Raw genomic sequence first — 11096 nt, 5'->3', positions numbered from 1 at the left:
CATCGCCGAGGCAGCGCGCGATCAGGAGGTCCAGGCTGCGCGGGATCACGACGTCGGCGAGGATGACCATGGCGGCCATCCTGACACGGGATGGTGCGGGCGGCGATCCGCCCCCCTTCCCGCGCCCGGTTTCAGCCGCCCTTGCCGAGATGGTCCCGCAGATGCTCGATCAGCCAGCGTCCCGCCCGGCCCGGGGGGCTCTGGCGCCGGTGCACCACGGACAAGGCCACGCTGAACCCATCCCGCTCCTTGGGATGCAGGCGCCTGAGCGCGCCGCCGCTGAGATGCGGCTTCACCAGATGCAGCGGCATGTTGCACCAGCCGAAGCCGCCCAGCAGGAATTCCAGTCGGGTGTGCATGTCGGCGAAGCGCCAGATGTGATGGCTGACCACCCCGACCGACCAGCCGGTCTGTTCCGAGACATCGGTCAGCACGAGCTGCACATGCTCCGACAGCACGTCACGCGACAGGGGTCCCTCCATCGCGGCCAGGGGGTGCATGCTGCTCACCACCGGCACCATGGCCACGTCGGTCAGGAACTCGCGCTCCAGGTCGGTGGCCCCGGTGACGGCGGTGGCATAGACGGCCAGATGTGCCCGCCCCTCCCGGAGATAGCGTTCCGGCGCGCCAACCCCCTCCGTCAGCAGCCGGACCTGAAGCTGCGGGAATTCCAGGCTCATCGCCCGCAGCGCGGACATGATGGCATCCAGCGGCAGGAGCTGGTCCACCGCCACGGTCAGTTCCGCCTCCAGCCCCGTGGCGATGCTGGCCGCCCGCTCCCGCAACGCCGCCGCGTTGTCGAGCAGCCGCCGCGCATCGGCGATCATCACCCGCCCCGCCTCGGTGGGGCGCGGCTTCTTCTCGGACCGGTCGAAGAGGGTCAGGCGCAGCGTGCCTTCCAGCGCCTGGACGGACTGGCTGATCGCCGACTGCACGCGTTGCAGCTTGCGGGCGGCGGCCGAGAAACTGCCCGTATCCGCCACCGCCACCAGGACGCGGAGCTGGTCCAGGGTCAAGGGATCGAGCATGAACCTACTCCGACAAGGCCGGCACGGGGCGCGCTCAGGCCCGCGGCAGGGAGGCCGGGGAGGCCTCTGCCAGCGAGACGGCGGGCGGCGCGCCGGCCGCCTCCTCCAGTTCCACCGCCGCCATGCGCTCGGAGGCGCGAACGATCTTCTCCGTGGTGATGTCGATCATCCGCACATCGTCCTGCATGTCGGAGAAATGCTTCTTGAGCTTGGCCACCCGCGTGTCGAGGCGGCCGACCTCGGTGCCCATGCGCTTCACCTCGTCCTGGATGCGCCGGGCCTCGGCCCGGATGCGCACGTCCTGCATCAGCGCCCGCATCGTGCCGAGCACGGCCCAGAGGGTGGAGGGCGAGACGATATAGACCCCCATCCGCGCCGCCTCCTCGACCAGCGGCGCCTGGGTGGCGTGCAGCTCCGCATAGATCGCCTCGGAGGGTACGAAAAGCAGCGCCCCCTCCGCCGTCTCGCCGGGGATCAGGTACTTGGTGGCGATGTCGCCGACATGCTTGCGCATGTCGCTGGCGAAGGCCTTGGCCGCGAGGTCGCGCTCCCGCCCCTCGGCATCGCGCTGCGTCAGCCAGCCCTCCAACGGGAACTTGCTGTCCACCACCACCGGACCGGGCGGGTGCGGCAGGTGGATCAGGCAGTCGGCGCGGTGCCGGTTGCTCAGCGTGTGCTGCCAGGAATAGCCGTCCGCCGGCAGCCGGTCCTCCACCAGCCGGCGCAGCTGCACCTCGCCGAAGGCGCCGCGCGACTGCTTGTTGGAAAGGATGCCCGACAGCGTCGTCACCTGCGCGCCCAGCGCCTCGATATTGCTGCGCGCCGCGTCGATCACCGCCAGCCTTTCGCCGATGGCCTTCGCGGTCTCCTGCGTGGCGGCGAACTGCTCGGTGAGCTGGCGCGCCACCCGCTCGCTCTGCCCGGTGAGCGCGGCGTTCAGGCGCTCGTTCTGCGCCGCCACCGCCTCGTTCACCCGGCGGCCCTGCTCGATCAGGCTCTCGGTCATGACCTGGGTCGCCTGCGCCAGCCGTTCGGCCAGCGCCGCTTCCTGCATCCGCGCCCGCTCCGCGGCCAGGGCCTGGGCCTCCGCCAGCCGCTGGTTCTGCGCCGACAGCGCCGCGCCGACCTCCCGCGCCTGCTGCGCCAGCTGCTCGCCGACGCCGGACTGGATCGCGCCCAGCCGCTCCACCAGGGGCATCAGCGTCTCTGCCGGCAGGGCGGCGGGGGCGGGGCGGCGGAAGAGCAGCAGGAGCAGCGCCGCCAGGCCGGGCAGCAGGGCCAGAAGGAGGATCAGCCAGTTTTCCAATCCGGAACTCCCAGAGACTCGGTGCCGTCGCGGCGGATTCGGCGGGGAAGGACGCGTTTCGTTCCCCTTATTCCCTTATGGACTCCGCACGCTGCCCACCCAAGGGCAAAACCGGCCATCGCTTCCCCCCGTCGGTGCCCGGAAGTGCAACCGGGGAGAGAATGATCTCCGGATTGCCCGCGCGGGAGGATTTATGTTGCGGCTGTCATGAAACGGTTCAGTAATGGCCCCGGATCGATCCTGCCCCTTGTGATCCCCCCTCATGAGGACGCCCCATGCGAAGGAAAAGCCTTTTCCCCGAACTCCTCGGGACGCTGGCTGTCACCGGCACGCTGCTTGTGGTCTATCTGACCGCCCTCCAGGTGATGGAGGATCAGGTGGACCACGGTGCCGCCTGGCTGCCTGTCCGTGTCGCGCTGAACGAAGGCCCGCCTGCCGTGCTGCCCTGGGAAACCAGCGGGCCGTCCGCTTCGTCCCCCATCCGCTGATCCGCCGCCGCGGGGCGGAAGCAGGAACCGCCCCCCCGGACCGGCTCCTCCATCCTGCGGAGAGATCGTGTAATCTTCCAAAAAACGTCAGTTCGTCGTGATTTACGGCGCGGCAAAACGGATTATCGTGGCCCCTTACGATTCTGTTATCGGAAGGTGCGACCATGAAGCCGACCCGGCGCGATGCCCTGTTGCTGGCCCCGGCCCTCGTCGCCGGCACGCTCCTCGGGCGCCGCGCCCTGGCCCAGGCCTCCGGCGGGGCCGCCGGCGTCACCCGGGGCGGCGTGCTCACGGCGCATCTGGCGGGCGAGCAGCGCATCCTGAATCCGGCCCTGCGCGCCTCCACCGGCGTCTACATCATCACCAGCAAGATGATCGAATCCCTGGTGGACCTGGATGCCGAGGGCAAGCCCGTCGGCGTGCTGGCCACGGGCTGGGAGGCGACGCCGGACGGCAAGACCATCACCTTCAGGCTGCGGGAGGGCGTGAAGTGGCACGACGGCAAGCCCTTCACCGCCGCCGACGTGCAGTACAACGCGATGGATCTGTGGAAGACCCAGCTCAACTATTCCACCCAGTTGCAGCAGTACCTGACGGCGGTGGACACGCCCGACGAGCGCACCGCCGTCTTCCGCTATTCCCAGCCCATGCCGCTGAACCTGCTGCTGCGTGCGCTCTGCGACCTCGGCTACGTGGTGCCGAAGCACCTCTTCGCCGGCACCAACGTGCTGGAGAACCCGGCCAACACCGCCCCGGTCGGCACCGGTCCCTTCCGGTTCGTGCAGTACGAGCGGGGCCAGTACGTGATCGCCGAACGCAACCCGGACTATTGGCGCCAGGGCTTCCCCTATCTCGACCGCATCGTCTGGCGCTTCATCAACGACCGCTCGGCGGCCTCGGCGGCGCTGGAATCGGGGCAGATCCAGGTCTCGGCCTATAACGGGCTGCCGATGGCCGATCTCGACCGGCTGGCGAAGGACGACCGCTTCACCGTGACCACGCGGGGCACGGAGGCGAATGCCTTCAACAACACGCTGGAATTCAACCACCGGCGCAAGGAGCTGTCGGATGTCCGGGTGCGCCGGGCCATCGCGCATGCCATCGACGTGCCCTTCTTCATCGAGAACTTCCTCTACGGCCAGGGCCGCCCCGCCAACGGCCCCATCCCCTCCTCCTCGACCGCCTTCTACCCGGCGGACGTGAAGTTCCCCTATGCCTTCGACAAGAAGAAGGCCGAGGCGCTGCTGGACGAGGCCGGGTACAGGCGCAGCGCCGGCGGGGTGCGCTTCACCCTGCGCCTCGTGCCCATCCAGAACGGCGAGGACGTGCCGCTGCTCGCCACCTATGTCCAGCAGTCGCTGCAGGCCGTGGGCATCCGGGTGGAGATCGTGAACCTCGACATCGCCGGCGCCCTTTCGGCCGTCTATCGCGACTGGAACTTCGACCTGGCCACCGGCTGGCACCAGTATCGCGGCGACCCGGCGGTCTCCACCACCGTCTGGTACCGCTCCGGCAGCCCGAAGGGCGCGCCTTGGACCAACCAGTGGGGCTGGAAGTCCGAGAAGATCGACGAGCTCACCGACCGGGCGGCGGCGGAGCTCGACCCGGCGAAGCGCAAGGCGCTCTATGCCGAGTGGACGAAGGAGATCAACGAGGCGCTGCCGATCTGGATGATCACCGAGCGGGAGTTCCAGACCGCCGCCAGCAAGCGGGTGCGCAACGGCATGAACTACCCGCGCTGGGGCTCCGGCGACTGGCACGACACTTGGCTCGCCGCCGGCTGATCCGGTGCGGGTCCTGGCGCTCGCGGGGCGGCGGCTGCTGGCCAGCCTGCCGACCCTGCTGATCATCCTGGTCGGCCTCTTCCTGCTGCTCCAGCTCGCCCCCGGCGACACGGTGGATGCGCTGATGGCGCAGATAGGCGGCGGCGACCCGGTGCAGATGGAACAGCTCCGCCAGTTCTACGGGCTCGACGCCCCGGTGGCGGTGCAGCTCGGCCGCTACCTGATGCGGCTCCTGAGCTTCGACCTGGGCTACTCCGCCATCTACGGACAGCCGGTGGTGCGGGTGATCGGGGAGCGGCTGCCGGTCACGCTGCTGCTGATGGGCTCCTCGCTCTGCTTCTCCTTCGCCGCCGGCACGGCGCTGGGGGTGCTGGCGGCGCGGCGGGTGAACCGCTGGCCGGATACGCTGATCTCGACCCTGGGGCTGGTCTTCTACGCCACGCCCTCCTTCTGGTTCGGGCTGATGGGCATCGTGCTCTTCGCGGTCAATCTCGGCTGGCTTCCGGCCGGGGGGTTCGAGGAGATCGGCGCGGGCCATACCGGCCTGACCCGGGCGCTCGACATCGCCTGGCACCTCGTCCTGCCCACCGCGACGCTGGCCCTGATCTTCCTCGCCACCTATCTCCGCATCATGCGCGCCGCGATGCTGGAGGTGATGACGCAGGACTTCATCCGCACCGCCCGCGCCAAAGGGCTGGGCGAGACCGGCGTGGTGGTGCGCCACGCGCTGCGCAACGCGCTGCTGCCGATGATCACGCTGGTGGGGCTGCAGGCCGGCACAATGCTGGGCGGCTCGGTGGTGGTGGAGAGCGTCTTCGCCCTGCCCGGCCTCGGGCGCCTCGCCTATGACGCGGTGGTGCAGCGGGACCTGAACATGCTGCTCGGCATCGTCTTCACCTCCGCCCTGCTGGTGATCGTGGTGAATTTCTGCGTGGACCTGCTCTACGCGAAGCTCGACCCGCGCATCGCCGCCGACCGCTGAACGAGGCCATGGACGCTTTCCGACGCTATCTCCGCAGCCCGCCGGCGGTGATCGGCCTGCTGCTGCTTCTTCTGGTGGTGGCGGCCGCCCTCGCCGCGCCGCTGCTCTATCCGGACGACCCGCTGCGCCTGGCCGGACGCCCGCTGCAATGGCCCGGCGCCAGCCCGCGCTTCCCCCTGGGCACCGACCCCTCGGGCCGCGACATCGCGGCGCAGATCCTCTACGGCGCCCGCGTCTCGCTGCTGATCGGCATCGTCGCGACGCTGATCTCGATCGCCATCGGCATCGTGGTCGGGGCGCTGTCGGGCTATTACGGCGGCTGGGTGGACGATGCGCTGATGCGCGTCACGGAGGCCTTCCAGACCCTGCCGAACTTCCTGCTGCTGCTGGTGCTGGTGGCGGTCTTCGGCTCCGACATCGTGACGGTCACGCTGGCGATCGGCCTCGTCTCCTGGCCCGCCACGGCGCGGCTGACGCGGGCGGAGTTCCTGAGCCTGCGGCAGCGGGAATTCGTCCAGGCCTGCCGCGTGCTGGGCATGGGCAACCTGCGCATCATCTTCCGCGAGATCCTGCCCAACGCCCTGCCCCCGGTGATCGTCTATGCCGGGGTGGTGATGGCGACCGCGATCCTGCTGGAAAGCGCGCTGGCCTTCCTCAACCTCTCCGACCCGAACATCGCCTCCTGGGGCAACCTGATCGGCGCGGGCAAGGGCGTGCTGCGGGCGCAGTGGTATGTCTCGGCCATCCCGGGCCTGGCGATCCTGGTGGCGGTGCTGGCCGTCTCCCTGGTGGGACAGGGGCTGAACGACGCGCTGAACCCCCGGCTGAAGGGGCGGGGCTGATGGACTGCCTGGAGATCCGCGACCTTTCCGTCGCCCTGCCGCCCGGCGCCGACCGCCCCTATGCCCTCCAGGACGTGACCCTGACGCTGGAGAAGGGAAAGATCCTCTACGTCGTGGGCGAGAGCGGCTCCGGCAAGTCCATGACCGCCAGCGCGGTGATGCGCCTGCTGCCCGAGGGCGTGCGCGTCGCCGCCGGGCAGGTGCTGCTGGCGGGCGAGGACCTGCTGGCGAAGTCCGAGGCGGAGATGCGCCGCCTGCGCGGGGCGCGGATCGCCATGATCTTCCAGGAACCGATGACGGCGCTGAACCCGCTGCGCAATATCGGCGACCAGATCGGCGAGAGCTTCCGCATCCACACCGACCTCGATGCCGCGGAGATCGAGCGCCGGGTGCTCGCTTTGCTGGAGGAGGTTCGCATCCCCGATCCGCAGCGGGCGCTGAAAGCCTATCCACACGAGCTGTCGGGCGGGCAGCGGCAGCGCGCGATGATCGCCATGGCTCTGGCGCTGGAGCCGGAAGTGCTGATCGCCGACGAGCCGACCACGGCGCTCGACGTCACCACCCAGGCGCAGATCCTCTCGCTGATCCGCGACCTGCAGGCGAAGCACGGCACGGCGGTGCTGTTCATCACCCATGATTTCGGCGTGGTGGCGGAGATCGCGGACCGGATCGCGGTGATGCGGCAGGGCGTGGTGGTGGAACAGGGCGAGGCCGGGGACATCCTGAACCGGCCGGAGCATCCCTATACCCGCGCCCTGATCGCCGCCGTGCCGCCACTGCGCCCCACCGCGCCGGAAGGCCCGCCGCGCCGTGCCGCGCCGGCGCTGATGGTGCGCGGGGTGAGCAAGACCTATGGCAAGGCGGGGCTCTTCCGCCGCAACCGGCGCATCGTCAAGGCACTGGACGATGTCAGCGTCAGCCTGCCCAAAGGCGGCACGCTCGGCATCGTGGGGGAGAGCGGCTCCGGCAAGTCCACCCTCGCACGCTGCGTGGTGCGGCTGCTGGACCCGGACGAGGGCAGCATCCGGCTGGGCGGCACCGACCTCGCGAAACTCTCGGCGCGTGAGATGCGGGCGGAAACGAAGCGCATCCAGATGGTCTTCCAGGACCCCTTCGCCTCGCTGAACCCGCGCCGGAAGGTGGGCGAGCTGGTGGCGCAGGGGCCGATGGTGCACGGCACGCCGCGCGCGGAGGCCATGGCCCGCGCCCGCGACCTGTTCGAACTGGTCGGGCTGCGCCCCGATGCCATGGACCGCTTCCCGCACGAATTCTCCGGCGGGCAGCGCCAGCGCATCGGCCTGGCCCGGGCGCTGGCGCTGCGGCCCGAGGTGCTGGTGGCGGACGAGGCGGTCTCGGCCCTCGACGTCTCGGTGCAGGCGCAGGTGCTGCGCCTGCTGGCGGAACTGCGGCAGAGGCTGGGCCTCTCGGTGCTGTTCATCACCCATGATCTGCGCGTCGCCGCACAGATTTGCGACCGCATCGCGGTGATGCGCCGGGGCCGCGTGGTGGAGGAGGGCACGGCGGTGCAGGTCTTCGGCGATCCGCAGCACGACTACACGAAGTCGCTCCTGGCCTCGGTGCCGGGACGCGGCTGGACCCCGCCATCCGGCCTCACCCCGGTTCCGGAGGAGATCGCGTGAGCGGCCTCGCGGCGCTGGAGGCAGAGGTCCGGCGCGACCTCGCCCGGCTGAACCACCCGCCGGCCAACTGGCCGCTCGGCATCCCGGCCGCCGACGGCGCCCCCGTGCTGGACGTGCTGGTGGTGGGCGGCGGCATGTTCGGCCAGACCGCCGGCTTCGCGCTGATCCGCGACGGCATCCGCAACATCCGCGTCATCGACCGCAACCCGCGCGGCGGGGAAGGCCCCTGGGGCACCTATGCCCGCATGCCAACGCTCCGCTCGCCCAAGCACCTGACCGGGCCGGACCTGGGTATCCCCTCCCTCACCTTCCGCGCCTGGTGGGAGGCGCAGCATGGCGCGGAGGGCTGGGAGGGTCTGTACAAGATCCACCGGCTGGACTGGCTCGCCTATCTCCTCTGGGTGCGCGACGTGGCGGCGATCCCGGTGGAGAACGACACCGCCCTCGTTGCGCTGGAACTGGTGGCGGCTCCGGGATCGGGGGGATTGCTGCGCGCCGAATTGCGCGGCCCGCATGGCGCGGAGAGCCTGCTGTGCCGGCAGGTCGTGCTGGCCGGCGGGCGGGACGGCGTGGGCGGGCCGAACATCCCCCCCTTCCCCTCCCTCCCCAACGGTCTGGATGCGGCGGCGCGGGCCACCGGACGGGTCTTCCACTCGGTGGACCTTGCCATCGACTTCACCCGCTTCCGGGGCGGGCGGATCGCCGTGCTGGGCGCCAATGCCTCGGCCTTCGACAATGCCGGCACGGCGCTGGAAGGGGGCGTCGCCGAGGTGGCCATGTTCGCCCGCCGCGCCTTCCTGCCGCAGGTGAACAAGACGCGCGGCATGGTCTTCTCCGGCTTCCTGCGTGGCTTCGGGCGGCTGGACGACGCGACGCGCTGGCGCTTCCTGACCTACACCGCTGGCGAGGCCTCCCCGCCACCGCATGAATCCGTGCTCCGCTGCGAACGTCATCCCGGCTTCCGGCTCGTCTTCAACGCGCGCTGGCGCGACGTGGCGGCCGATGCGGAAGGCGTGACCGTGACCACGGCGGAAGGGCCGCAGCGTTTCGACGCGGTAGTCTTCGGCACCGGCTTCACGGTCGATCCGGCACGCATGCCGGAACTCGCCGCCTTCCGCGACGCGATGCAGCTCTGGGGCGACCGCGTGGCGCCGGAGGAAGCAGCCCGCTACCCGGAACTGGCCCGCGCCCCCTATCTGGGCGAGGGCTTCGAGCTGACGCCGCGCGACCCCGCCTCGCCGCTCGCCGGCGCCCTGGCGCGGCTGCGGCTGCTGGGGCCGGCCGCCGCGTCGAGCCACGGCATCCTGTCCGGCGACATCCCGGCCGTGGGCATCGGCTGCACCACCCTGGCGCGGGAGGTGGGACAGGCGCTCTTCGCCGAGGAGGTCGGGCGGCACTACGATGCCGTGGTGGCGTTCGAGGAGCCGGAACTGGCCCCGACGCCCTATTTCGTGCCGCCGGAGCGGCGCCGCCTTTCCGGCTGAACCGCTCCGCAGACAACAAGCGGGAGCGCGCCGCCCCATGATCGTTGGACGGGAAGCGTTCCGGGGAGTTTCCGATGTCAGAAAACCAGACCGTCACCCCGATCATCGAGCGCCGCCGCATCGAGGCGGAGCTGCTGAAGGAGGTCTATGAGACGCTGAAGGCGAAGCTGGGACGGGAGCAGGCACAGGACCTGATCGCCGAATCCGTCCGCCGCTCCGCCATCGCCCAGGCCGCCGGATTCGCGGCCTCCGCCCCCGGCGGCACCAGCCTGCAGAGCTTCGTGGACATCCAGCGCCACTGGACCGCCGGCGGGGCGCTGGAGATCGAGACGGTGGGCCGCGACGCGACGCATTTCGCCTTCAACGTCACCCGCTGCCGCTATGCCGAGATGTACAAGGCGATGGGGCTGGGCGAGATCGGGCACCTGCTCTCCTGCCAGCGCGACGGCGCCTTCTGCGAGGGCTATGACCCGAAGCTGAAGATGGAGCGGACGCAGACCATCATGGGCGGCGCCTCGCATTGCGACTTCCGCTACCACTACGAGGAAGACGCCGCCTGACAGGGGCAGCGGGAAAGGGCGGGGAAACGACTTGGCCAGCGACGGACGTGTCATCTGCATCGGCGGCGTGTTGTGGGAGACGAGCTTCCTCGTCGACGAGATCCCCGGCCGTGGCGTGAAGCTCCTGCCGCGCGGGATGCAGCAGATCGCCTCCGGCATGGCGGTCAGCGCGGCGGCCGCGATCGCCCGGCTCGGCCATCCGGTGGAGCTCTGGTCCCTGGTGGGGCGGGATGCCAACGGGCAGGCCTGCCTCGACAACCTGGCGGCGGACGGCATCGATGTCGGGCACCTGCTCCAACTGGAAGGCGCCCGCACGCCGGTCTCGGCCATCCTGGTGGACCCGGCCGGCGAGCGGCTGGTGGTGCCCTATTTCGACCCCCGCCTCTACGCCGCCCCCGTGGCCCTGCCGCTGGAACGGCTGGACGGCGCCGGGGCGGTGCTGGTGGATATGCGCTGGGCCGATGCCGGGGAGGTGGCGATGCGCCATGCCCGCGACCGCGGCGTGCCCACGGTGCTGGATGCGGACCTCGCCCCGCCGGAGCTCCTGCGCCGCCTGATGCCGCTGGCCGACCATGTGCTCCTGTCCGAAGTCGCACTCGATGCCCTGTCCGGCGGCCGCCCGCCCGCCGAGGCGCTGCGCGGCCTTGTCGCGGAACTGCCCGGGGCCGAGGTCGTCGGCGTCACGCTCGGCGCACAGGGCGCCCTGGTCTGGGAACGCGCGGCCCCGGATTCGCTCCAGCCCTTCCCGGTGGAGCCGATCCGGGCGGTGGACACGCTGAACGCGGGCGACATCTGGCACGGGGCCTATGTCCATGGGCTGGTGCGCGGCCTCGGCACCGGGGAGCGGGTGCGCTTCGCCCATGCCGCCGCAGCCATCAAATGCGAGCGCCCCGGCGGACGCCTGGGCGCGCCCACACTGGCGGAGGTGCTGTCCCGCCTCGGCTGACCCCGTCCCCCCCCGGTTGCCATCCACCCCCGGAAC

Annotated in this window: 11 protein-coding genes (1 of these 11 running past the window's edge); 8 read left to right on the top strand and 3 right to left on the bottom strand. The window is 70.7% G+C overall.

All coding sequences use genetic code 11. The features are described 5' to 3' along the window. The 3 genes from RGI145_RS00775 to RGI145_RS00765 all read right to left on the bottom strand — a co-directional run. Window positions 1–70, bottom strand: the 5' end (the start) of a protein-coding gene (locus RGI145_RS00775) for a M14 family metallopeptidase (RefSeq protein WP_075796840.1). It extends 1706 nt beyond the left edge of the window; 70 of the gene's 1776 nt are visible here — the first part of the coding sequence; the start codon lies at window positions 68–70; its stop codon lies beyond the left edge, outside the window. A 61-nt stretch (window positions 71–131) separates the two neighbouring features. Beyond that, window positions 132–1028 carry a LysR family transcriptional regulator gene (locus RGI145_RS00770; RefSeq protein ID WP_075796839.1) on the bottom strand — a complete coding sequence of 299 codons (897 nt, stop codon included), beginning with the start codon at window positions 1026–1028 and terminating at the stop codon, window positions 132–134. Window positions 1029–1062: 34 nt separating this feature from the next. Further along, window positions 1063–2334 carry a DNA recombination protein RmuC gene (locus RGI145_RS00765; protein WP_075796838.1) on the bottom strand — a complete coding sequence of 424 codons (1272 nt, stop codon included), beginning with the start codon at window positions 2332–2334 and terminating at the stop codon, window positions 1063–1065. 275 nt (window positions 2335–2609) lie between these two features. Here RGI145_RS00765 and RGI145_RS00760 point away from each other — a divergent pair, with 275 nt between their 5' ends. The 8 genes from RGI145_RS00760 to RGI145_RS00725 all read left to right on the top strand — a co-directional run bounded on the left by RGI145_RS00760 (window position 2610) and on the right by RGI145_RS00725 (window position 11060). Further along, window positions 2610–2822 (top strand): hypothetical protein, encoded by a 213-nt coding sequence (locus tag RGI145_RS00760; RefSeq protein ID WP_075796837.1) that lies wholly within the window; start codon window positions 2610–2612, stop codon window positions 2820–2822. Window positions 2823–2986: 164 nt separating this feature from the next. After that, window positions 2987–4606 carry an ABC transporter substrate-binding protein gene (locus RGI145_RS00755; RefSeq protein WP_075796836.1) on the top strand — a complete coding sequence of 540 codons (1620 nt, stop codon included), beginning with the start codon at window positions 2987–2989 and terminating at the stop codon, window positions 4604–4606. A 4-nt stretch (window positions 4607–4610) separates the two neighbouring features. Further along, window positions 4611–5588, top strand: coding sequence for an ABC transporter permease (locus tag RGI145_RS00750; protein ID WP_075796835.1), 978 nt, complete (start codon window positions 4611–4613; stop codon window positions 5586–5588). 8 nt (window positions 5589–5596) lie between these two features. After that, entirely contained in the window at window positions 5597–6430 is an 834-nt protein-coding gene (locus tag RGI145_RS00745; protein WP_027281478.1) for an ABC transporter permease, read from the top strand. Continuing rightward, entirely contained in the window at window positions 6430–8070 is a 1641-nt protein-coding gene (locus tag RGI145_RS00740; RefSeq protein WP_075796834.1) for an ABC transporter ATP-binding protein, read from the top strand. Before RGI145_RS00745 ends, RGI145_RS00740 begins: the two co-directional genes overlap by 1 nt. Continuing rightward, on the top strand, window positions 8067–9554 hold the full coding sequence (locus RGI145_RS00735; protein ID WP_075796833.1) for an FAD/NAD(P)-binding protein: 1488 nt from the start codon (window positions 8067–8069) through the stop codon (window positions 9552–9554). The genes RGI145_RS00740 and RGI145_RS00735 overlap by 4 nt, the downstream gene beginning before the upstream one ends. 74 nt (window positions 9555–9628) lie before the next feature. Next, window positions 9629–10114, top strand: a complete 486-nt coding sequence (locus tag RGI145_RS00730) for an L-2-amino-thiazoline-4-carboxylic acid hydrolase (RefSeq protein ID WP_075796832.1) — start codon at window positions 9629–9631, stop codon at window positions 10112–10114. Window positions 10115–10145: 31 nt separating this feature from the next. After that, entirely contained in the window at window positions 10146–11060 is a 915-nt protein-coding gene (locus tag RGI145_RS00725) for a PfkB family carbohydrate kinase (RefSeq protein WP_075796831.1), read from the top strand. Window positions 11061–11096: the final 36 nt, after the last annotated feature.

This window comes from Roseomonas gilardii (assembly GCF_001941945.1).
GTDB lineage: Bacteria > Pseudomonadota > Alphaproteobacteria > Acetobacterales > Acetobacteraceae > Roseomonas.
Note: the sequence above shows the minus strand (reverse complement) of the source record. Positions and strands in the feature narration are given on the sequence as shown.